This is a genomic window from Marilutibacter spongiae (genome assembly GCF_014145325.1).
Lineage (GTDB): Bacteria > Pseudomonadota > Gammaproteobacteria > Xanthomonadales > Xanthomonadaceae > Marilutibacter > Marilutibacter spongiae.
Window position 1 is genome coordinate 49,801 of the sequence record NZ_JACHTF010000016.1, and the last position, 22,378, is coordinate 72,178.

General features: G+C 71.6%; 17 protein-coding genes. 13 read left to right on the forward strand and 4 right to left on the reverse strand.

Going from position 1 to position 22,378, the window contains the following annotated elements; genetic code table 11:
* The first annotated feature begins 75 nt into the window (after window positions 1-75).
* The 5 genes from recC to H4F98_RS13570 all read left to right on the forward strand — a co-directional run bounded on the left by recC (window position 76) and on the right by H4F98_RS13570 (window position 10,440).
* Entirely contained in the window at window positions 76-3,531 is a 3,456-nt protein-coding gene (gene recC / locus H4F98_RS13550) for an exodeoxyribonuclease V subunit gamma (protein ID WP_182688367.1), read from the forward strand.
* Window positions 3,528-7,127, forward strand: coding sequence for a UvrD-helicase domain-containing protein (locus H4F98_RS13555; RefSeq protein WP_182688368.1), 3,600 nt, complete (start codon window positions 3,528-3,530; stop codon window positions 7,125-7,127). Before recC ends, H4F98_RS13555 begins: the two co-directional genes overlap by 4 nt.
* A complete protein-coding gene (recD, locus tag H4F98_RS13560) occupies window positions 7,124-8,980 on the forward strand; it encodes an exodeoxyribonuclease V subunit alpha (RefSeq protein ID WP_182688369.1) in 1,857 nt (618 codons plus the stop codon). Before H4F98_RS13555 ends, recD begins: the two co-directional genes overlap by 4 nt.
* Window positions 8,981-9,227: 247 nt before the next feature.
* Window positions 9,228-9,938, forward strand: a complete 711-nt coding sequence (locus H4F98_RS13565; protein ID WP_182688370.1) for a DUF899 family protein — start codon at window positions 9,228-9,230, stop codon at window positions 9,936-9,938.
* A 91-nt stretch (window positions 9,939-10,029) separates the two neighbouring features.
* Window positions 10,030-10,440, forward strand: a complete 411-nt coding sequence (locus H4F98_RS13570; RefSeq protein ID WP_182688371.1) for a VOC family protein — start codon at window positions 10,030-10,032, stop codon at window positions 10,438-10,440.
* A 265-nt stretch (window positions 10,441-10,705) separates the two neighbouring features.
* On the opposite strand, the gene H4F98_RS13575 is transcribed toward H4F98_RS13570, so the two are convergent.
* Both H4F98_RS13575 and H4F98_RS13580 read right to left on the reverse strand, forming a co-directional pair.
* Complete coding sequence (locus H4F98_RS13575; RefSeq protein ID WP_182688413.1) at window positions 10,706-11,482, reverse strand: M23 family metallopeptidase; 777 nt, start codon at window positions 11,480-11,482, stop codon at window positions 10,706-10,708.
* A gap of 88 nt (window positions 11,483-11,570) precedes the next feature.
* Window positions 11,571-12,536, reverse strand: coding sequence for a L,D-transpeptidase family protein (locus H4F98_RS13580; protein ID WP_182688414.1), 966 nt, complete (start codon window positions 12,534-12,536; stop codon window positions 11,571-11,573).
* An 845-nt stretch (window positions 12,537-13,381) separates the two neighbouring features.
* On the opposite strand from H4F98_RS13580, the gene H4F98_RS13585 reads away from it, so the two are divergent.
* From H4F98_RS13585 to H4F98_RS13600, 4 genes are all read left to right on the forward strand, one after another.
* The gene (locus H4F98_RS13585; protein ID WP_182688372.1) at window positions 13,382-14,803 is read left to right on the forward strand and encodes a carbohydrate-binding protein; all 1,422 of its coding nucleotides are present in this window, start codon (window positions 13,382-13,384) and stop codon (window positions 14,801-14,803) included.
* Between the two features lie 263 nt (window positions 14,804-15,066).
* Window positions 15,067-15,288: a hypothetical protein gene (locus H4F98_RS13590; RefSeq protein ID WP_182688373.1), complete on the forward strand. Its 222-nt coding sequence runs from the start codon at window positions 15,067-15,069 to the stop codon at window positions 15,286-15,288.
* 20 nt (window positions 15,289-15,308) lie between these two features.
* The gene (locus H4F98_RS13595) at window positions 15,309-15,803 is read left to right on the forward strand and encodes a nuclear transport factor 2 family protein (protein WP_182688374.1); all 495 of its coding nucleotides are present in this window, start codon (window positions 15,309-15,311) and stop codon (window positions 15,801-15,803) included.
* A 129-nt stretch (window positions 15,804-15,932) separates the two neighbouring features.
* Window positions 15,933-16,112, forward strand: a complete 180-nt coding sequence (locus H4F98_RS13600; RefSeq protein ID WP_182688375.1) for a hypothetical protein — start codon at window positions 15,933-15,935, stop codon at window positions 16,110-16,112.
* A 56-nt stretch (window positions 16,113-16,168) separates the two neighbouring features.
* Here H4F98_RS13600 and H4F98_RS13605 read toward each other — a convergent pair whose 3' ends face one another.
* Window positions 16,169-17,302, reverse strand: coding sequence for a M23 family metallopeptidase (locus H4F98_RS13605; RefSeq protein ID WP_182688376.1), 1,134 nt, complete (start codon window positions 17,300-17,302; stop codon window positions 16,169-16,171).
* Window positions 17,303-17,337: 35 nt separating this feature from the next.
* Window positions 17,338-19,245 carry a DUF885 domain-containing protein gene (locus H4F98_RS13610; RefSeq protein ID WP_343064773.1) on the reverse strand — a complete coding sequence of 636 codons (1,908 nt, stop codon included), beginning with the start codon at window positions 19,243-19,245 and terminating at the stop codon, window positions 17,338-17,340.
* A 238-nt stretch (window positions 19,246-19,483) separates the two neighbouring features.
* Between H4F98_RS13610 and H4F98_RS13615 the strand changes: the two genes are divergently transcribed.
* From H4F98_RS13615 to H4F98_RS13630, 4 genes are all read left to right on the forward strand, one after another.
* Window positions 19,484-20,272 carry an ABC transporter ATP-binding protein gene (locus H4F98_RS13615; RefSeq protein ID WP_182688378.1) on the forward strand — a complete coding sequence of 263 codons (789 nt, stop codon included), beginning with the start codon at window positions 19,484-19,486 and terminating at the stop codon, window positions 20,270-20,272.
* A gap of 70 nt (window positions 20,273-20,342) precedes the next feature.
* Window positions 20,343-21,092, forward strand: a complete 750-nt coding sequence (locus H4F98_RS13620) for an MlaE family lipid ABC transporter permease subunit (protein WP_182688379.1) — start codon at window positions 20,343-20,345, stop codon at window positions 21,090-21,092.
* A 42-nt stretch (window positions 21,093-21,134) separates the two neighbouring features.
* Complete coding sequence (mlaD, locus tag H4F98_RS13625; protein WP_182688380.1) at window positions 21,135-21,683, forward strand: outer membrane lipid asymmetry maintenance protein MlaD; 549 nt, start codon at window positions 21,135-21,137, stop codon at window positions 21,681-21,683.
* A gap of 37 nt (window positions 21,684-21,720) precedes the next feature.
* Window positions 21,721-22,377, forward strand: coding sequence for an MlaC/ttg2D family ABC transporter substrate-binding protein (locus H4F98_RS13630; protein ID WP_182688381.1), 657 nt, complete (start codon window positions 21,721-21,723; stop codon window positions 22,375-22,377).
* Window position 22,378: the final 1 nt, after the last annotated feature.

Genomic DNA, 22,378 nt, shown 5'->3' on the forward strand with positions numbered 1-22,378 from the left:
CTTGTCACGCATGCGTTGCCGGCCGCGCGCGACCGCTTCTCGCGCCGTGCGACCGGCGTCCGGCATGATGGCCCGATGCCGTCGCCACCCGACTTCCGCCTGTACCACTCCAACGCCCTCGAGGTGCTCGCCGGGCTCCTGGCCGACGCGCTGCGCGAACCTGCGCCCGGACAGGCCCTGCTGGCGCCCGACACCGTACTGATCCCGCAGGTGGCGATGCGCCGCTGGCTGCAGGCCACCCTGGCCGCGCGCCATGGCGTCGCCGCCAACCTGGAGTTCCTGACGCCCGGCGAGTTCGTGTCCCGCGCGCTCGACGCCAACCTCGGCCCCGTCGCCGAAGACCTCGACGCGACGGGCCTGCAGTGGGCGCTGTATGCCGCGCTGCGGGACGAGGCCTTGATGGCGCGCCCGGCGATGGCGGCGCTGGCAGCCTACCTCGCCGCCGGCGATGCGTCGCGGCCGTGGACGCTGGCCAGCGAGCTGGCCGGCGTCTTCGCCAAGTACCAGGCCTGGCGCCGCGACTGGCTGCTGCGCTGGGAGGACGGCGCCGACCCCGCCGACCCACAGGCGATCCTGTGGCGCGAGGTGGCCCGCGGCCGCCCGCATCGCGCGCGCCGCATCCAGGACTACCTGGCCCGCTTCGACGCGGGCGATGCCCTGCCACGCGGCCTGCCCTCGCGCCTGTTCGCCTTCGCCACGCTGAATGTTTCGCCGGACGTGCTGCGGGTGATGGCCACGCAGGCGCGCGTGGGCACCCTGCATTTCTACCTGCCCACGCCGACCCGCGCGTACTGGGGCGACCTGCGCAGCCTCGGCGCGCGCGAGCGCGCGGGCAAGCGCTTCGAGTTCGAGGACGACGAGAACCCGCTGTTGCGCGACTGGGGCGCGGCGGGCAGCGATTTCGTCGCCCTGCTGGGCAGCTACGAGGTCGTCCACCCCTCGGGCGAGATCGACGCCAGCGTCGACCCGGAAGACATGGGGCCGGCCTCCTTCCGTCCGCGGGATGGCTCTGCGCGGACCCACGCGGACACGGACGGCGCAGCCCCGCGTTCCACCCTCCTGCAGCGGATGCAGGCCGACCTCTTCCATCGGCGACCCACGCCGGCCGTGATCAGCGCCGGCGGCGTCGACACGGGCGACCCCAGCCTGCAGTTCCATGCCTGCCATACCCGCCTGCGCGAGTTGCAGGTGCTCCACGACCGCCTGCGCGACCTGCTCGAGGACACGCGCTTCGATCCGCCCCTGCAGCCGCGCGAGATCGCGGTGCTGGCCCCGGACATCGACCCCTACGTGCCGTACCTGGACGCAGTGTTCGGCGGCGGCGACGGACCCGGCCCGATTCCCTACGCGATGGCCGACGCCAGCCCGCTGGCCGGCGAACCGCTGGCCGAAGTCTTCCTGCGCCTGCTCGCCCTCCCGGTTTCGCGCTTCGGCCTGGAGGAGATGCTCGACCTGCTGGCCAGCCCGCCGCTGGCGCAGGCCGCAGGCCTGGACGCGAATGCCTTCGACCGCCTGCACGGCTGGCTGCATGCCGCCGGCGCGCGCTGGGGCCTGGACGCGGCGCATCGCGCGCGCCTTGGCGCGCCGGCCGACGATGCCTACACCTGGCAGTTCGCGCTGGACCGCCTGCTGTTGGGCCATGCCAGTGGAAGCGATGCGTTGATCGGCGGCACGGGCGGCGCGGTGGCGCCCTGGCCGGACCTGGAAGGCGGCGCCCTCGACGCCCTCGACGCCCTGCTGCGGCTGATGCGCGTCCTCGCCCGCCACGAGCGCGTGCTGGGCGAGGCGATGCCCCCCGGACAATGGCGCGAGCGCCTGCTGGGCCTGCTCGATGCCCTGCTGCCGCGCCCGCCGGCGACCCCGGGCGGCCAGCGCGCGCTCGACCGCCTGCGGACCCTGGTCGACGGCTTCGCCCACGACGCCCGCCGCCTGGGTTTCGACGCGCCGGTGCCCGCGGAGGTCGTCCGCGCGCACTTCACCGCGGCCCTGGGCGAGGCCGACACCCGCGCACCCCTGCTCACCGGCGGCGTCAGCTTCGCGCGCATGGTACCGATGCGATTGCTGCCGTTCCGGGTGATCTGCCTGCTGGGCATGAACGACGGCGACTTTCCGCGCCGCGACCCCGCCGCCGGCCTCAACCGCCTGACCGCCGAGCTGGGCAGCGACCGGCGCCGTCGCGGCGACCGCTCCACCCGCGAGGACGACCGCTTCCTGTTCCTGCAGTTGTTCGCCGCTGCGCAGGACGTGTTCTACCTGAGCTGGCTGGGCGCGGATCCGCGCGACGGCAGCGCACGCGAGCCCTCGGCGCTGGTGACCGAGCTGCTGTCGACGGCGGCCGACCACCACGTCGCCGCGGACGCCCCCGCGCGCCCGACGCTGAAGGCGGGCATCGAACGGGCCCTGGTGGTGGACCATGCCCTGCAGCCGTTCTCACCGGCCGCGTTCGGCGCGCCTTCCGAGGGCATGGCGCGCGACCGGCGCCGCTTCAGCTACCGCGCGGACTGGCACCCGGCGGCAGGGCGCGTGTCCGGCACGCGCACGCCACTGGCCCCGTGGATGCCTGCCGGCACGCTGCTGCCCCCGTCGGAGGAGGCCAGCGATGCGCTCTCGGTCGACGCCCTGCGCCGCTTCCTGGTCGCGCCGGCCGAGGGATTCCTGCGCCACCGGCTGGGCCTGCGCCTGCCCACGGCGGGGGAAGCGGGCGACGACATCGAGCCGCTGCAACCCGCCGGCCACGGCCTGGAGCGCACGCGACTCCAGCGCGCGGTGTTCGAGGCCCTGCTGGCCGGCAGCGACGACGACGCCCTCTACACCGCCCTGCGCGCGCGTGGCCTGCTGCCGTCCGGTCCCTCCGGACGACGGGCACTGGCCGGGGCCGTTGCCGAGATCCGGCCGTATGCCCGGGGCTTCGCGGCATGGCGCGGCGATGCGGTCGCCACGACGATCCCCTGCGAGGTCGAGATCGACGGGCTCCGGCTGCACGGTCGTCTCGCGGACGCCTGGCCGCAGGGCCTGGCGCGGGTGCGCCTGGGTGCGCCCAACGGCAACTCGGCCATCCGCAACGGGCTGGACTGGCTCCTGGCCCGGGCCAGCGGGCTGGACCTGCCTTTCGTCGAGTTCCACGAAAGCGACGGCATCGGTCCGCACGTGCGCGAGGCCATCGGCCGCGACGACGCGCTGGCCGCATTGCGCGCGCTGGTGGCCTTGAGGCGCGAAGGCCTGCAACGCCCCCTGCCCTTCGCGCCCTACAGCGGATGGGCCTTCTTCAACGCCTCCGATCCCGGGCGCGGGCTGGTCGAGGCCGCGACACAGTGGCGCGGCGGATACATGAAGTGGGCCGAGGGCGACAGCGAGGCCCTGCGGCTGGCGCTGCGCGGGCGCGACCCGTTCGCCGACGCCGATGCCCTGCGCGATTTCGTGCGGATTTCGCGCACCCTGTTCGGCGCGGTCACCGGGCGTGGCCACGCCGCCGCCGACGACGCCGGGCTGGCCCTGCCGCCGCTCGACGAGGACGCGGAGGACGCCGCATGAACGAGGCGACGCGTCCCGATCCCTGGCTGGACCTGACGCTCGAAGGCGTGCATCTGGTCGAGGCCTCGGCCGGCACCGGCAAGACCTACACCCTGGCGACCCTGGTGGCGCGACTGGTGGTCGAACGCGGCCTGCGCGTGGGCGCGATCCTAGCGGTCACCTTCACCGAAGCGGCCACCCAGGAGCTGCGGGCCCGCATCCGCGAGCGCCTGCAGCTCGCCGTCGACCAGGTCGATGCCCCGCCATCCGACGCCGACGGGCCCGCCGCGACACTGACGCGCGACCTGCTGGAGCGGCACCTGGCGCGCAGCGGCGAACCGGTCGACGCGCTGCGCCGGCGCCTGCGACAGGCGGTGATGGAGATCGACCTCGCGGCCATCTTCACCATCCACGGTTTCTGCGCACGCGTCCTGCGCGAGCATGCCCTGGAAAGCGGCCAGGGCTTCGACCCGCCCGAGCTGCTCGGCAACGACCGCGCCCTGCGCGAGGCCCTGGCCGCCGACCTGTGGCGCGCCCTCGCCGTCGACGCCGACAGCGCCGACGATCTCGCCAGCCTGTGGAAGGCCGGGCCCGAGGCGCTCGCCGCCGACCTCCGGGACCTGCTGCGCGAACCGGTGCTGCTGCCTCCACCCATGCCGGTCGATGCCGCGGAGCGCGAGCGACTGCAGGCGCTCACGGACGACGCCCGCCAGGCCCTGCGCGATGCGTGGGCGCGGGAGGGCGAGGCCTTCGTCGATACGCTCGTGGCCGCGGTCGCGGACGAGGTGCTGAAGCTCAACATCTACAAGACCGAGTGGCTGGAGGACCTGCGCGGATGGATGCGCGAGTTCGCTTCCAGCGTCGAGGTGCCGGCGACGCCGCATCCCAAGCTGGCCAAGTTGACCGCCGATGCATTGGCCGCGGGCACGAAGAAGGGCCGGCAGGTGCCTACATCGCCCACGTTGAGCACGGCTGCCAGCGACTGGCTCGACGCCACGCAGGCCCTCGACGGCGTGGCGGCCCGCCGCCGTGCCACCCTCCTGCACCGCCTGCGCGACGAGGCCCGCGTGCGCCTGGCGGAGATGAAGCGGCAAGGCCGGGTACAGACCTACGACGACCTGATCGATGGTGTCGCGAACGCCCTGGACGGCCCGAACGGCGACCGCCTTGCGGCACGACTGCGCGAACAGTACGCCGTCGCGCTGGTCGATGAATTCCAGGACACCGACACCCGCCAGTGGCGGATCTTCGACCGCGTGTTCGGGCACGGCAGCGAGGCGCCGGCGCTGTACCTGGTCGGCGATCCCAAGCAGGCTATCTACGGATTCCGCGGCGGCGACGTGCACACCTACCTCGCCGCCGCCGCGGTCGCCGCGCAGGCGCCGCCGCTCTCGCGCAACTACCGCTCCCGCCCGTCCGTCCTCGCCGCCATCGATGCGCTGTACGCCGCGGCGGGCGCACGCGCGTTCGTCGACGAGCGGATCGCGTTCCACCCGGTGACGCCCGGTGGCCACCGCGGCGACGCGGATTACCTGCGCCAGGGCGCCCCCGCTCCCGCGCTGACCGTATGGCTTGCGCCACCGCAGCCGCCGGACGACAAGGGCAGGGCGAAACCCTGGAGCGCCGAGGATTCGCGCGCGATGGCCACGCGCGCCTGCGTGGCCGCCATCCACGCCGTGCTGTCGGAGGGCCGAGCGGGCAGCGCGCTGATCGACGGCCGGCCGGTGCGTCCCGGCGACATCGCCGTGCTGGTGCGCAGCCACGCGGAGGCCACCCGCGTCCAGCGCGCCCTGGCCGAGGCCGGCATCGCCGCGGTCGCCGCCGGCAAGCAGAGCCTCTACGCCACGCCGGAGGCGCGCGAGCTGCATGCATTGCTGCTGGCGCTGCTCCACGGTGGCGACGACGGTCGCCTTCGCGCCGCGCTGTCCACGGTACTGCTGGGCGTCGATGCCGCCGGCATCGATGCGCTCGACCACGACGCCGACGCAGCGCGGCATTGGCAAGCCCAGGCACAGGCCTGGCGCGAGCGCCTGGCCCGCGGCGGACCGCTCGCCCTCGTCGGCGAGCGCTGCGCGGATGCGGCCGAGCGCCTGCTCGGCCTGCCCGATGGCGAGCGGCGCCTCAGCAACTACCTCCAGCTCGCCGAGGCGCTGCAGGAAATGCAGGCCCGTTCGCTGGGCCTGCATGGCCTGGTCGATGCCTTCGCCCGGCGCATCGCCAGCGCCGACGACAACGACGAGAGCCAGTTGCTGCGGCTGGAGTCCGATGCGCATCGCGTGCAGATCGTCACCCTGCACAAGAGCAAGGGCCTGGAGTATCCATTGGTGTACCTCCCCTTCGTCGGCGTGGGCGGCAAGACAAAGTCGCCGGGGCAGTACTGCGTGGCCCACGATGGCGACGAAGGCCGTCGCCTGCACTGGCACCTGGAGCTGCCGGAAGCTGGATGGAAGGACGCGAAGGCGCGCTGGCAGGAGGCGGAACGCGCCGAGGACGCGCGACTGCTCTATGTCGGCCTCACCCGCGCGGAGCATGCGTTGTGGCTGGCCGCCGGTCCGCTTCAAGGCCACGACAAGGCGCCGGCCGCGGCCATGCTCGGCGACCTGGACGCCCTGGCCGATGCGCCCGGCATCGTCATCGACACCCGGTCGCCGCCCCCCATCCTGACGCGCCTGCCGGCGGAGTCCGATGCCGATGTTCCGCTGGCGCGGACGGCACGGCGACGCCTCGACGCCGACTGGTGGGTCTACAGCTTCACCCAGCTCGCGCATGCCGACGGCGGGAGCGATGCCTCGGCGGCGTCGACCGAAGCCGCCAGCGGTGGCCAGGACGAGCCGCCGCCCGAGGTCGTGGACGAAGACGCCTTCGACCCACGCTTCGCGGGGACCCGCTTCGGCGTCGCCCTGCATGCCGCCCTCGAGGACACCGACTTCGCGGCCTGGCGCGACTGGCGCCCCGGCGACGCCGCGCCGGCCGGCGAAGACATCCACCTTGCCCGCGCACTGGAATCCAATGGCTATGCCGCCGACGCGATGGCGGACGGCATGGCCTTCACGGCCGCGCTGGCCGGCCACACCCTCACCGTGCCCCTGCCGGAGGGACTGCGCCTGTGCGACCTCGCCGCGGCCGACCGTCGCGCGGAGATCGAGTTCCAGTTCGCGCTCGCGCCGACCCGCGTCGACGTACTGCTCGCGCTACTGCACGCGCATGGCGTCGTCCGCGACCGCCAGGGCTTTGGCCTGCGCCAGCGCCTGGAGGGCCTGATGACCGGGCTGATCGATCTGACCTACCGCCACGAAGGCCGCTGGTACGTGCTCGACTACAAGTCCAACCGCTTGCCGCGCTACGACGCAGGCGCACTCGAGGCCGCCATGGCGCACAGCGAGTACGACCTGCAGGCGCTCATCTACACCCTGGCCCTGCATCGCTGGCTCCGCTTCCGCCTGGGGCCGGCCTACGACTATGCGCGCGACTTCGGCGGCATCCGCTATCTGTTCTGCCGCGGCCTCGACGCCCGCCGCGACGACTCGCCGGGCATCCACGCGCGGCGCTTCGCCCCCGACCTCGTGGACGCGCTCGACGCGCTGTTCGGCCACGCCGACGCGGAGGCCGCCGCATGAGCCTGCTGCAGGCCCTGCACCAGGCCGGCGCACTGCGCAGCCTCGACCACGCGCTGGCGCAGAGCCTGCGCCGGCTCGACCCCGCCACGCCCGACGCCGTGCTCGCGGGCGCGGCCCTCGCCTCCCTGGCGGTCGCGCAGGGCCATGCGGGCTTCGCCCTGGCAACGCCCCGGATGCACGTCGATGCGCCCCTGCCGTGGCCCGAGCCGGTCGCCTGGTCGGCGGCGCTCAGGGCCTCGCCCTGGGTCGACACCCCCGCCACCGCGGCGGATGCCTCGCGCGCGCAGGCGCCGCTCGTGCTGGAAAATGGCCTGCTGTACCTGCGCCGCTATCGCGAGTACGAGCGCCGGCTGGCACTGGGACTGCAGCGCATCGCCGGCCGGGCCCTGCCCGCCGATGCACCAGACGAGCTCGCGCCGCTGTTCGCGTCGCTTTTTCCGCCCACCGGCGCCGAAGACCACCAGGCCCGTGCGGCCGAGGCCGCCCTGCATCATCCACTGCTGCTGGTCACCGGCGGCCCAGGCACGGGCAAGACCCGCACGATCGCCCGCCTGCTTGTCCTGCTGGTCGCCCAGGCCGCGACCGCCGGCCGTACGCCGCCGCGCATCGCCCTGGCCGCCCCGACCGGGCGCGCCGCCGAACGCATGGCCGAGAGCCTGCGCCTTGCCAGCACGACGCTCCAGGGGGACGGTATCGATCCCGCGCTGTGCGCCATGTTGCCCACGACGGGGAGCACCCTGCACCGTCTGCTTGGGACGATTCCCGAATCGCCCGCCTTCCGCCACGACGCCGCGAACCCGCTGCCGCTGGACATCGTCGTCGTCGACGAAGCCTCGATGGTCGACCTGCCGTTGATGGCCAAGCTCGTCGACGCGGTGCCCGACGGTGCCCGCCTCGTCCTGCTCGGCGATCCCGACCAGTTGCCGTCGGTCGAGGCCGGCGACGTCCTCAGCGGGGTGTTGCGTGCGGCCGAAGGCGCTCGCGCGACGGCCCCGTCCCCCACGCCCGCGACGGGCGACCTGTTCGCCGACGCGACACCCATCATCGCCGGAAAACACGGCGCGTTCGCGGCCGCGCACGTACACCTGGAGCGGGCGTACAGGCAGGCCAGCGCGCTCGACCTCGCTCCGCTCGCACGCGCCATCCGGGAAGGCGACGCCGCGGGCACGCTGGCCCTGCTGCGCGGCGGCACGCTGGCCGGGATCCACTTCCACGAGGACCAGGTCGACCCCTTGCAGCAGCATCGAAGCCGACTGCTGGCCCACTGGAATGCCCTGGCCGAGGCCAAGGACCCCGTCGCCGCGCTGGCGCTCGCCGGTCGCCTGCGCCTGCTGACCGCGCTGCGCGAAGGCCCGCAGGGGGCCCGCACGCTCAATGCGCGCATCGAAGCCCTGCTCACCGGCGGCGGTACCCGCGCGCGTGTCGGCGGCCACTTCCACGGCCGCCTGCTGCTCATCACCGAGAACAGCATCCGCCACCGCCTGTTCAATGGCGACATCGGCATCTGCCTGCGCGACGGGCAAGGCGCGCTCGCGGCCTGGTTCCCCGACGGCGAGGCCGGCGGCACGGGTGCCCGCGCATTCCATCCCGCCGCCCTGCCCGCGCACGAGAGCGCCTTCGCGATGACGGTGCACAAGGCCCAGGGCAGCGAGTTCGATGAGGTCTGGCTGCAGCTGCCCGAGCACGACAACCGCGTCCTCTCGCGCGAGCTGGTCTACACCGGCATCACCCGTGCCCGCCGCGCACTGCACCTGGGCGGCAGCGCTGCGCGCATCGAGGAGGCACTCGGGCGGCACGCCAGCCGCGTATCGGGACTGGCCTGGCGCCTGGGCGTGGCCGCGCCCGAGGCGTGAGCCGGCGCGCTACGCCTGGCGTAGGGTGCAACAAACGAAGGGCACTGCACCGTCAGCGCCAGCCCCCGGCGGACGGTTTCTCCTGGGTCCTGGGAAGGGTCGAGCGAAGCGGTACCCATCGCCCGCTCCGGTCGCGTGTCGATCCAGCGCGCGCTCGACCGTCGTCCACGTGGAGGCGGCACGAGCCGTGCCCGGGTGCCGGCCTCTTTGCAGCACGCCCCACAGCCCCGGCGCACTGGAGAAGACGATGTCCGATCAAGACAGGCGGGTTCCCGCCGCGACCCTGGCCTCGAAGAACGAAAGCCACTTCCCCAACGAAAGCGATGCCTACCGTAGCGCACGCAACGCGCTGCTGGCCGAGGAGATCGAGCTGCGCCGGCATATATGGCGCGTCGGCGAAATGCGCAGGGCCTTGCCTCCCGGTGGCGAGGTGACGACGGATTACCGGTTCGAGGGCGCCCATGGCGCCGTCGGGCTGGACGCGATGTTCGGCGACAAGGACACGCTGATTGTCTACAACATGATGTACGGACCGACGCGCAGGCGCGGCTGCCCGATGTGCACGACCCTGCTGTCTTCCTGGGATCCGATCGTGCCGCATCTGGAACAGCGGCTCGCGCTGGCGGTGGTGGCACGCTCGCCGTACCCGCGCATCGCCGCGTATGGCATCGAGCGCGGATGGAAGCACTTGAAGCTCTACGCCGACCCCAGCGGCGACTTCACCCGCGATTTCGTCGGCGACCGCGACGCGGACATGCCCGCCTACACCGTCTTCCATCGCGACGGCGCCACGATCCGCCACTTCTACAGCGCCGAGGGCAGCCCGGCGATGGCCGACCCCGGCCAGGACCCGCACACCGCCCCCGACATGAACCCGCTGTGGATCCTGCTGGACACGACCCCCGGCGGGCGCGGCACCGACTGGTACCCAACGCTGGACGACAAGACCCGGCCCTAGATAGGGTGGCTCACTGCCGCATGCCGCGCGTGCGGAAGGCATGGGCGATCGAGCGCCCTCCTTTCCCCTCTCATCCAGGAAGCCGTTGCCGATGTTCAGTCATGTCATGGTGGGATCCAACGATATCGAACGCTCCGCAGGCTTCTATGGCGCCGTGCTCGGCGTGCTGGGCGCCGGCGAGCCCTTCCGCGATGTTTCGCCCAGCGGCCACGTGCGCCTGTTCTATCGCCACGACGGCAGCACCTTCTGCGTGAGCGAACCCATCGACGGCGCGCCGGCGACCTGCGGCAATGGCGGCACCATCGGCTTCAAGTGCACGTCGCCCGAGCAGGTGCACGCATTCCACGACGCCGCAGTCGCCGCCGGCGGCACCTCCATCGAGGACCCCCCCGGCCTGCGCAGCAACGACAAGGGGGCCTTGTACCTGGCCTACGCGCGCGATCCCGACGGCAACAAGCTCTGCGCATTGTTCCGCCCCCGCCCGGCACCGAAAGTGGCGTAACCATGGCGGGGCCGCGGCTGGCGTCCGGCCTCGAGCCCGGCAGCGTCAGCGTGCTCCGCCACGCGCCCGCGGCGTTCCTGCGGATGATCGCGATCCACCCGCGGGCCCACGCCCAGGGAACCCCGGCGACGCAGGAGGGGTCGAGCGGAGCGATACCGATCGCCCACTGCAATCGCCACGCCTGGCGCGGCCTCGAAAGCCGGGCGTCGCGTGGGTCACGACGGCCGCATCCCAGCGTTCGCCGGGATGACGGACTGGGCTGCCTTCAATTCCCGATGGCACGCCCCGTCATGGGGCGCATGGGCGGGCCTTGTTCGCCCGCCAGCAGGGGATAGGGATTGATCGGGTCACCCTCCCACCAATGCCGCTCGGGCCCGAGCCTGAAGATCGCGAAATGCAGGTGCGGGGCGTCTTCAGCCGCGTTGCCGGTGCTGCCCACGTAGCCGATCACCTCGCCCTGGCGAAGCGGCTGGCCCTCTTGCAGCCCGGTCGCGTAACGATCCAGGTGCGCGTAGTAGTACGCATAGCGTCCACTGGGCTCGAACTGGTAGACCGTCAGTCCCCCGCGATCGCTGTCGAAGAGTTTTTCCACCGTGCCGTCGGCGACCGCGACCACGGGCGTGCCACGCGGCGCCATGATGTCGATCGCATCGTGCCGCCGGCCTTCGCCACGGGCGTCGTCGTAGGTGTTGGCGAGCGCTCGCGCGACCACGCCCTGGACCGGAATGCGGAGTCCGGCCGGCGCCTGGCCGGCGCTGGGCGCTGGCGTTGCAAGGTCGGGGGTCGGCGTCGCCGCTGCGGTCGGCGCGCCGGCCTGACCGGCAGGCGGTGCGGGCACCGAAAGGTCCGCGGGCTCCTCCGCCGGCGGCTGCGCTGTCGCTTCCCGCGGCGGCACGGGCACCGCGTCATCGGCCGGCGCGACCGGCGCATGGCTGACGTGCGGACTCGCCTCCGGCGCTCGACCCGACCCGCGGTGCATGGCGAAATAGGTGAGGTTGGCGCCCAGGAGCAGGCCGACCAGCACCAGCAGGAAGGACCTCAGCACGCCGGTCTCCGGCGCCCCCGGGGGCTGGCGCCCGACACATGCCGACCGCTTACGGATGCATCCACGATGCCGCGCGCGCCGCCCATCACTCGCGCAGGACCGCGACCGTACCCGGGGCGACCGCCTCTGAGAGCGCCCTCGCGCTCCAGTTGGTCATGCGGATGCAGCCATGCGATGCGGTCTTGCCAATCGTGGACGGTTCCGGCGTGCCATGGATGCCGTAGTGCGGCTTGGACAGGTCCACCCACACCACGCCGACCGGGTTGTTGGGGCCGGCCGGGATCACCGCCTTGTCGTCGGAGGCGTCGGCGTCCCAGAACAGGTCCGGGTTGTAGTGGAACACGGGGTCCCTGGCCACGCCGTTGATCGTCCATTCGCCGATCGGCAGTGGGTCGTGTTCGCTGCCCATGGTCGCCGGGTACTGCGCCAGCACCCTGTCGGCCGCATCGACCAGCATGATGACCGCGTCGGACTTGTCGACCACCACCTTGCCCGCCTGGGGCAGCGGCGCGACGCCGTCGAGCACGTTCGGGACGCGGATGGACTCGCCCGCGGCGAAGCGCGCGCCCGGATTGAGCCGGCGCAGCAGGTCCGGACTTGCGTGGAAGCGCTCGCCGAGCGCTTCCACCGGCGATTCGTAGCCCAGGGCCTCGAGCTTGGCCTTGGCCTCCATGTCGTCGGGCATCTCGACGAACGGGCCGGCGACGTCCGCCGCCGCGATCGTGCGCTCGACGGTCGGCGCGGGCGCCCCGTCGGTCAGCGCGCGCCAGGTGGCGGCATCGAGCTCGCCGCTGGCGTCCAGCCCCGCATGGCGCTGGAAGCCGGCGATCGCGCGCGCCGTATTGGAGCCGAACACGCCGTCGATCTCGCCCGGGGAGAAATGCGCGCGATCGAGCAACACCTGCACGCGCAGCCAGCCGTCGGCGCGCGGGTCGTCTTCGGCAGGCGGCGAAGCGGACGGAGCGTCCGCGGGCGGCGCGGCGCGAGGTGCCTGGGACGCGCTCGCGCCGGCCTGTTGCGACAGCGCCGGCAGGGGCAGGCACAGGGACATGGCCAGGGCCAGCATGCCCAGCCGCGTGCGCGGCAGCGGGGCGGACGGTACTCGATCTTGCGGGTCGATCACGGGCATCACCGGTTCGCGAAGGTGCCGACGATGCTGCGCGAGCGGATCGGGGCTCCACGTGAAATCCATCGCCCAGGCTTGCTCGCAGCTGAAGCCACGGTGTCGCTCACTTCCTCCTCACGCGACGTGTATCGGCGCCCCGGGATGGGTCGGGCACGCTCCCCATCAACCGGGGGAATGCCGCGCCTGGCCCGGCATCCAAGCCCCGGTGTCGCATGGAAGGCAAGTTGGGGTTCCAGCGCTTGCCGGGGCGGGGTGAGACCGTTTTCGCGGCCGTGCCATGCGGTCTTGCCGAACGCCCAGCACGCTGCGCTGGGCCGGGTCGCCAAGCCCAGGGCACGGGCCGGGTCCCAGCGTTCGCTGGAATGACGGCAGTAGCCTGGCTTCCAACGCTCCATGTCGCATCACGGCATGGCGTACGGTGTGCGACCCGCACCGATGACAGCGTTGGACGCCAACTTTGACCCGACAGGTCATCCGGGCGGGCGCTGCAAGCTCACGCATCGGCGGTGCCGGGCAACCTTCGCTCCCCGTCGCCGGCTGCCTGGCCGTTTTCGTTTGCGCGCCAGCAGCCCGCAGGTGTTGCTACCACGGCGTTGGCCGGAAATCCCGACGACCGGTTGCCTGGGCCGCTACGGGTGTGACCGGAGACAAGAAATAGCTCCTTTGGCGGATGATAGCGTTGTCATCGATGCGCCCCCACCGCCGCTCGTGCAGGCGCCGCATCCCACGACACGCACGATTTCAAACCCACAAGGAAGGAGGACGGCAACATGAAGTTCCCGGCAAAGTGCATGGCAATCCTGGCCTTTTCGCTCATCTCGGGCAGCGCGTTCGCACAGAACTGGCAGCTGGTCTGGAGCGACGAGTTCAACGGCTCGATCGGACCCGACTGGGTGTTCGAAACCGGCAACGGCAGCGGCGGGTGGGGCAACAACGAGCTGCAGTATTACCGGCGCGAGAACGCCACGATCGAAAACAACACCCTGGCGATCACCGCCCGTCGCGAAGATTTCGGCGGGTTCCGCTACACCTCCGCGCGCATGAAGACGCAGGGCCGCAAGACCTTCAAGTACGGTCGGATCGAGGCGCGGATGAAACTGCCTTCGTTCATGGGGGCCTGGCCGGCCTTCTGGATGCTCGGCGCGAACCTGCCCCAGGTCGGCTGGCCCGCTTCGGGCGAGATCGACGTGATGGAGCACGTCAACAACGAGAACCGCAGCTACGGCACCATCCACTGGCAGGACCACAACGGCAACTACGCCCAGTACAGCGGGCATACCGACGTCACCGTGCAGGACTGGCACGTGTACTCGATCGAGTGGGACGCCAACGCCATCCGCTGGTACGTCGACGGCAACAAGTTCCACGAGGCCAGCATCCAGGGCGGGGTCAACGGCACGCAGGAGTTCCACAACGACTTCTTCCTGCTGCTGAACTTCGCCATCGGCGGCAACTGGCCGGGCTTCAACGTGGACGAGAGCCGGCTGCCGGCGAAGATGAACGTCGACTACGTGCGCGTGTACTCCGGCGACGGCGGCACGCCGGGCGTCGCCTCGGTCCACCAGCACTGCAACTACGGCGGTTACGGCGTGTCGCTCCCGGTGGGCCGCTACACCCTCTCGCAGCTGCAGGCGCGCGGCGTCTACAACGACGACATCTCCTCGCTCCGCGTGGGCAGCGGCTACCAGGCCACGCTGTACGAGAACGACAACTTCAGCGGCGCCAGCGTCGTGAAGACGGCCGACACCGCGTGCCTGGTGGGCGACAGCTTCAACGACCGCACCTCGTCGATCGTCGTCGCGCCGTTCTCGCAGGGCTGGACGCGGACGATCGAGGCGGAGAACTTCAGCCTGCAGCAGGGCGTGCAGACCGAAGCCTGCTCCGAGGGCGGCCTCAACGTGGGCTGGATCGACCAGGGCGACTGGTTGTCGTACGCCGGGGTCAACTTCCCGGCCAGCGGCAGCTATCGCGTCGAGTATCGCGTGGCCAGCCCCTCCGGCGGTGCGCTGTCGCTCGACCTCAACGCGGGCGGCATCGTGCTGGGCAGCGTGCAGGTGCCCGCGACCGGCGGCTGGCAGAACTGGACCACCGTGTCGCACACGGTGAACGTGTCGGCCGGCACCTACGACCTCGGCCTGTACGCGGCCCAGGGCGGCTGGAACATCAACTGGCTGCGGATCACCCGCCTGTAGGCAGGCATTGCGGGCCCCGGAGGCCCGTCGCAAACCCGACCCCCCGGCGCGCGAGGCCGCGTCCCGAAGCCGGCCCGGCCCCGGGGGTTCGTCACTGCCAGGCGGTCCCGCCGCCCTGCGGGGTCGGCGACGGAGCGCCGGTCGCCGCAACCCCCGGTTCGTCGGCGCATGCCCCGGTTCGTCGCATGCCGCCTTGCGGGGCGGGGTCGGGCCTCGCAAGGTGACGGGGACGGGCATCGCCCGCCCATTCGAGGACCCCGCGCATGAAGACCCTGATCGCCCTGCTCGCCTGGTGCCTGCTGCTGGTGCTGTGCTGGCCGCTGGCCCTGCTGGCCCTGGTGCTCTGGCCCCTCGTGTGGCTGGTGTCGTTGCCGTTCCGACTGGTCGGGGTCACGTTCTCGGCGCTGTTCGCATTCCTGCATGCGCTGCTGACACTGCCGGCACGCCTGCTCGGCTGGCGCCCCGCGCCCGCGCATTGCGCCTGACACCGCTGGAGCCGGATCCGATGAAGACACTTGCAGGCCTCGTGCTCGCGCTGGGCAGCATGCCGGCATGGGCGGCCCCGCCCCCGTCCGCCGACGACGCCCCCGACGTGGCGGTCGATGCCCTGTTCGACACGGTGGCCACGCTGGACGCGGCGATGTTCGATGCCTTCAACCGCTGCAACGCTCCAGAACAGCTGGACAGGCACGCCGGCTACTTCGCGCCCGACGTCGAGTTCTACCACGACATCGGCGGTGTGACCTGGTCGCGCGAGGCGATGATCGCCAACACCCGCGAGCACGCCTGCGGCCACTTCAGCCGCGAGCTCGTGCCCGGGACGCTGCGCGTGTACCCGATCAATGGCTTCGGTGCCATCGAGCAGGGCACCCATCGCTTCTGCCAGGCCGACACCGGCCGTTGCGACGGCATCGCCGACTTCACCATCGTCTGGCGGCACGTCCAGGGCCGCTGGGAGGTCACGCGCGTCCTGAGCTACGGCCACCAGGCCAGCCTCTAGTCCGCACGGCCCCGTGCACCGGCCACCCCGGTGCCGTCGTTCCGGGGGACTTCGCTCACTGCGAACACCGAGGGCCGCCGCCAGGGTGGATCCTGCGCCCGCCCCGAAACGCATTCCAAGGGGACGACCGTGGTCCAGGCCCTCCTGCAAGCCGCCCTCGTCCTGTCCGGCCTGGCGCTGGGCGCCATCGGCCTGGTGAAGGGGCAGACCGCGCTGATCGTCATCGGCGGCGCGCTCCTCGTCATGGGGGTCGCGGCCTGGCGGCGCGCGCGGCGGGTACGACGCTCGGCGGGCACCCGCGAGAACTGAGTTGGAACGCTTCGTCGGAGGGGCGACAGGGTGGGCGGCGGACTGCGCCCCGCAGCTCAGTGCTGCGCGTCGAAAACGACCACTGCACCCCGTGCGGGCATTTCATCGCGTCGCGTCCCGGCCGCCGCGCCGGCCGCCGTCCAGGGCTCCGATCCCGCGCGCGAAGGGTCGGCATAGCGACCGCTCAGCTCGAAGGCGTCGAAATGGAACGGCAAGCCTTCGCTGGCGTGTTCGTCTACCGCGTCGGTGATGGCGAAATGCAGCTGCGGGGCCGAGGCGCCGCCACTGAATCCGACCTCGGCGATCTTGTCGCCGCGGGCCACGCGGTCGCCCTTCGCAACGACGATGCTGCCCGGCCGCAGATGTGCGAAATGGGCGAAACGGCCGTCGCCCAGATCCAGCACCACGGTGTTGCCGCTGCCTTCGCGGCGCGCGCGCGCGCGATCGATGACGTCGTCCAGGCGGCTTCGCTCGGGCACTTCGTCGCGCACGAGCGCCACGCGCGCGTCGGCCACGGCGAGGACGTCCTCGCCATGGCTGTAGGCCTCGCGGGCCAGCGTCGCTCCCTCGGGAGAACGCCGCCCGTCGGCGTCGAGCCTGGCCCAGTCGACGGCATGCCGGCCGGGCGTGCGCAGGCGGCCGTCGACCGCGTAACCGACGCGGCGATGGCCGCGCGGCCACCGGCTGTCGCTGACCGCGACCCACGGGCCGCCCCGCAACGGTGGCGAAAGCGGGCTGCCGATCGCGGTCGATACGGGGGCCGATGCGCCTTCGATGCGTTGCACGTGCATGTCGCCATCCGTGTCGCGCGCGCCGACCTCGATGCGGTGTTCGAGCGCGGCAGGCGGCATGTCGCCGGCATCCAGCGCGATGTCGATGAAGACGACCGCCTCGCCCCCGGGCGGGATCGGGGTCGCCGCGGCGATTGCCTGCTGGGAACCGGAACGGTCGAGCCGCGCCTCCAGGCGTTCGCCTGCATACCGGGCCAGGACCGCATCGCCCGCCCGCACCTCGACCGCGCGCGGATCCAGCGCGTGTGCGGAGCGGTTGGCCAGGCGCAGTTCGTAGGACAGCACCTGGCGGCCCTCCACGCTCGCCGCGATCGGGGGGTGCGGGATGGACGGGGTGAGCGACTCGCCCCGTCCGGCCACCAGGGCCCCGGCCAGCAGCAGTCCCGGAACCAGCAACATCGCCGGGCGCCCCATCCCTGGCCGGGCGCGGGCGATCACGCCGCCTTGGCGTCCGCCGCCGGGGCCGCGGCCTTCTGGCTGTCGATCCAGCGGTCCACGCGCTTCTCCAGCAGGTCCAGCGGCATGGCGCCGCCGCCGAGCACGGCGTCATGGAAGCCGCGGATGTCGAAACCGTCGCCCAGCTCGCTCTCCGCCTTCCGGCGCAGGTCCTGGATCTTGATCATGCCGATCTTGTAGGCGGTCGCCTGGCCCGGATTGACCAGGTAGCGACGGATCTCGGAGCGGATGGCCGCGTCTGGCACCGAACTGTTGGCGCGGAAGTAGTCGTAGGCCTGCTGTTCGGTCCAGCCCTTGGCATGCAGGCCGGTGTCGACGACCAGGCGGATCGCGCGCCACATCTCGGACATCAGGCGGCCGTACTCGGCGTACCAGCTCTGGTAGGTCCCCGGCATCTCCTTGGCCAGCCACTCCGAGTACAGGCCCCAGCCCTCCGAGTACGCGGTGCTGCCGTACTGGGTGCGGAACTTCGGGATCCCGGTCAGCTCCTGTGCGATGGAAATCTGCATGTGGTGGCCCGGCAGGCCCTCGTGGTAGGCGATGACCTCCAGCTCGGTCTTGGGCATGGCGTTCATGTCCGACAGGTGCGCGTAGTAGATGCCCGGGCGCGAGCCGTCCGGCGTGGCCGGGTAGTAATGCTGGGCGGCACCGTCCTGCTCGCGGAAGGGCTCCACGCGCTTGACCACCAGGTCGGCCTTGGGCAGCAGGCCGAAGTAGTCGGGCAGGTGCTGCTTGATGTTGGCGATGTCGGCGCTGGCTTCGTCGATGTAGGCCTGGCGACCGGCGTCGGTGTTGGGGAACAGGCGCTTGGGATCGGCCTGCACGTGCTTGAAGAAGCCTTCCAGGTCGCCTTCGTAACCGGCGGGCGCCTTCAGCGCCTCCAGCTCGCCGCGCAGGCGCGCGACTTCCTTCAGGCCGAGTTCGTGGATCTGCTCGGCGTTCATGTCGGTGGTGGTGTTCTGCTTGAGCTGGTAGGCGTAGTACGCCGCGCCGTCGGGCTGCGAGGTGCCCACGCCGGTGGCGTCGTCGGCCGCGTTGGGCAGGTCGGCTTCGGCGAAGGCGATGATCCGCTCGTATGCGGGCTTCACGTGTTCGAGCAGGGCCTTGCGGGCCTCCCCCTTCAGTTCGGCCGCGCGCTCGGCGCTGATCGTGCCGGCTTCGACCAGGGCATCGGCCTTGGCCTGCGCGTCGGCCCACAGCGCACTGTCGGGACCCTCGCCGAAGGGCGCACCGGTGATGACCTTCTTCGACTGGTCGATCACGCCCTCATAGGCGAACTTCGGCGGGCGAATGCCCTCGGCGGTGGCCGCGCGACCGCGCTCGAGCAGCTGGTCGAACGCGACCTCCGACTTCTGCAGGCGCGAGACGTAGGCGAGGTAGTCCTTCTCGTCGTCGACCTTGTGGAAGTTGATCATGAACATCGGGAGGATGTTCTGCGCGCCGTTCATCTGGTCGAACGGATAGCCGTGGGCGATGAAGGGCAGGCCGTCGCGCGCATCCTCGTACTGGCGCTTCCACAGGTCCCAGGACAACTGGGTCTCCGGGTCGAGCCGGTCGTAGTCGAACGTCGACTCCATGGCCTCGACCGAGGCCTTCATCCAGTCGACGCGCTTGCGCGTGCCGGCCTCGGACAGGTCGTCGATCTGGTCGTTGAGGTCCTTGCGGCCGAGGAAGGTCAGCTGGATCGGACTGAACTGCAGCTGCTCCTCGTACTGTTCGTCGAACCAGGCATTCAGGCGCCGGGATTCGTCCTCCACCTGCTCGGCGGTGGGCGCCGCTGCGTCGGCCGATACCGTGGCGTCGCCGCCGGCGGGCTGGGGATTGCAGGCGGAGAGGCCAAGCGCCAGCGCGAGGGCGAGGGTGTTGCGGGCGGAGACGATGCGCACGGACGGATACTCCTTGTCGGGTGATGCCCCATTCTGGGCGGTGGAGGGGCCGCCTGCCCCCTGTGGATGGTCATGGGCCACGCGACCGGGCGCACGTCGTGCAGGGACGGCGCCAGCCTGCGACAATCGCGGTCCGCCCCCTGCGCATGCCGTATTCGCCGGAGCCGGCGATACCCGCCGTTCAGGCGGTCGCCGCCACTCTCGGCCATTGGCTCGCCGCCCCTGTCCCTCCGATCCCATGACCGAAGCCGCCCCATCGATCGTCCACCTGCGCGACGTCCGCCTCGAGCGTGGCGGCCGCACCGTGCTGCGCGACATCAGCCTCGACGTGCCCAAGGGGCAGGTGATCGCCGTGCTGGGCCCCTCGGGCAGCGGCAAGTCGACCCTGCTCGCCGCCCTGACGGGCGAATTGGAGGCGGCGGCCGGCACCGTCGAGGTCTTCGGCCGCCCCATCCCGACCCGCAACCGCGACCTGCTCGAGCTGCGCAAGGGCATCGGCGTGCTGCTGCAGGGCAATGGCCTGCTGACCGACCTGACCGCGGCCGAGAACGTGGCCCTGCCCCTGCGCGCGCATACGCGCCTGCCGCGGCCTGTGATCGACCGCCTGGTGCGGATGAAGCTGCACGCGGTCGGCCTGCGCGCCGCCGCCGATGCCTTCCCGCGCGAGCTCTCCGGCGGCATGGCGCGCCGCGTCGCTCTGGCCCGGGCGCTGGCCCTGGATCCGCCCCTGATGATCTACGACGAGCCGCTGACGGGTCTGGATCCGATCGCCAGTGGCGTGGTGATGGCGCTCGTGCGCCGGCTCAACGACACGCTCGGCCTGACCAGCATCGTGGTGACCCACCATGTCCACGAAACCCTGCCGGTCGCCGACCATGCGATCGTGATCGCCAACGGCGGCATTGTCTTCTCCGGCAGCCCCGATGCCCTGTCGGCCAGTCCCGATCCGCTCGTGCAGCAGTTCCTGAAGGGCGAGCCCGACGGGCCGATCGGCTTCGACGCCGCACCGCGCACGGAGGCCGCATGACCCCCCGCTCCAGCCGCCTGTCCCCACCGACCTCGCCGTCGCACGGCCCCACCCCCATGGAGGGTTGCTGATGGCCTTCGTCGAAGCCACCCGCTCGCTGGGTCGCGCCGGCCTGTTCTCGCTGGCGGTCCTGCGCGCATCGCGGCCGTCGGCCGACCTGTTTCGCGAATTCGTGCGCGAAATCTACAAGATAGGCGCGCGTTCGCTGCCGATCATCGCCGTTGGCGGCGCGTTCGTTGGACTTAGCGTCACCCTGCTTGGCTACCGGGCACTCGACACCTACGGCGCCGCCAACCAGGTCAGCGCGATGCTGGGCCTGGGGCTGTACCGCGAGCTGGGCCCGGTGCTCACCGCGCTCCTGTTCATCGGCCGCGCCGGCAGCTCGATCGCCGCCGAACTGGGCCTGATGCGCGCCACCGACCAGATCACCGCCCTGGGGCTGATGGCGATCGACCCGGTGGGCAAGGCCGTCGCGCCCCGTTTCTGGGCGGCCGTCCTGTGCGTTCCGCTGCTGACCGCCTTCTTCTGCAGCCTGGCGATCTCGGCCAGCTACTTCGAGGCCGTGCACGTGATCGGCATCGACTCGGGCATTTTCTGGCAGGTGCTGAAGGACAGCGTCGATTTCGGCAAGGACTTCGGCATGGCCTTCGTCAAGGCGGCGGTGTTCGGCGCGGTCGCCGCGCTGGTCGCGGCCTACGTGGGCTTCCACGCCGAGCCCACCATCGAAGGCACCTCGGTGGCGACCACCCGCGCGGTGGTGAACGCCTCGCTGCTGGTGCTGATGTTCAATTTCGTCATGTCCGCCCTCCTTTTCCGCTGAGCGTCGCGTCGCGCAGCCGTCCACACCCGTGAGTACCCGTCCATGAGCAGTCGTGCCCCCCGAATCGAATTCGCCGTCGGCGCCTTCCTGTTGCTGGCCCTGGCCTCGTTGCTGGTGCTGGCGATCGCTTCCACCAATGGCAGCTTCGGCTTCGGCGGCAGCACCTACTCGGTGACCGCCCGCTTCACCAACCTCGGCCCGCTGCGGCCCAACGCACCGGTCAAGATCGGCGGGGTGGCGATCGGCAAGGTCGAGGCGATCGGCCTGGACCCGGTCAAGCTGGACTCGGTCGTCACCCTGGCCATCGACAGCCGCTACGACGACCTGCCGGCCGACACCAGCGCCGCGATCCTGACCAGCGGCCTGCTCGGCGAGAGCTATGTCGGCCTCGCCCCGGGCGGCGACCCGGACCCGCTCAAGGAAGGCGACGAGATCTTCCTGACCCAGTCCTCGGTCGACATCATCCAGATGGTGGGCAAGTACATGTTCAGCGGCGGTGCGGGTAAGCCCGGCGAAGATGCCGCTACGGGTGCCGGGGAAACGCCGCCCGCCGACGACGGCGCCGACGACGTGCCCGACTACCTGAAGTAGCCTCCTTCTCCGAGCCCTCCCCCCACAGGAGTAGCCCATGAATCGCTTTGCCCGACCGCTGTCCCTGCTGTTGATCGCCTCGGCCGCGGCCTTCGCCGCGCCGACCGCCGCGCTCGCCCAGGCCGAAGCCGTGTCCCAGGCACCGGCTGGCTCGCCCAGCAAGCTCGTGCTCGACAACAGCACCCGCATCCTCAACACGCTGGAATCCCGCCGCGCCGAGTTCACCGCCGACCGCGGCAAGCTGCGCGCGTTCATGGCCAGCGAGTTCAACCTGATCTTCGACCGCGACTATGCCGCCCGCCTGGTGCTGGGCACGCATGGTCGCGGCGCGTCCGACGCCGACGTCAAGCTGTTCGCCGACGCGCTCGCCGACAGCCTGATGGGCCGCTATGGCGCCTCGCTGCTGGACTTCAACACGCGCCTGCAGGTGCGGGTGAAGTCGGAAACGCCGATCCGCGGCGGCGCCATCGTCAAGGTGTCCAGCGAATACCTGCGCCAGGGCGGCGAGCCGGTGCCGGTCGATTACCTGATGCGCCAGAGCGGCGGCCAGTGGAAGGTGTTCGACGTTATGGTGGAGGGCGTCAGCTTCGTGCAGACCTTCCGTAACCAGTTCGACACGCCCCTGCGGCAGAAGTCGATCGCCCAGGTGGCGGCCGACCTGAAGGCCGGCAACCTCAAGGCGGCGGCGAACTGAA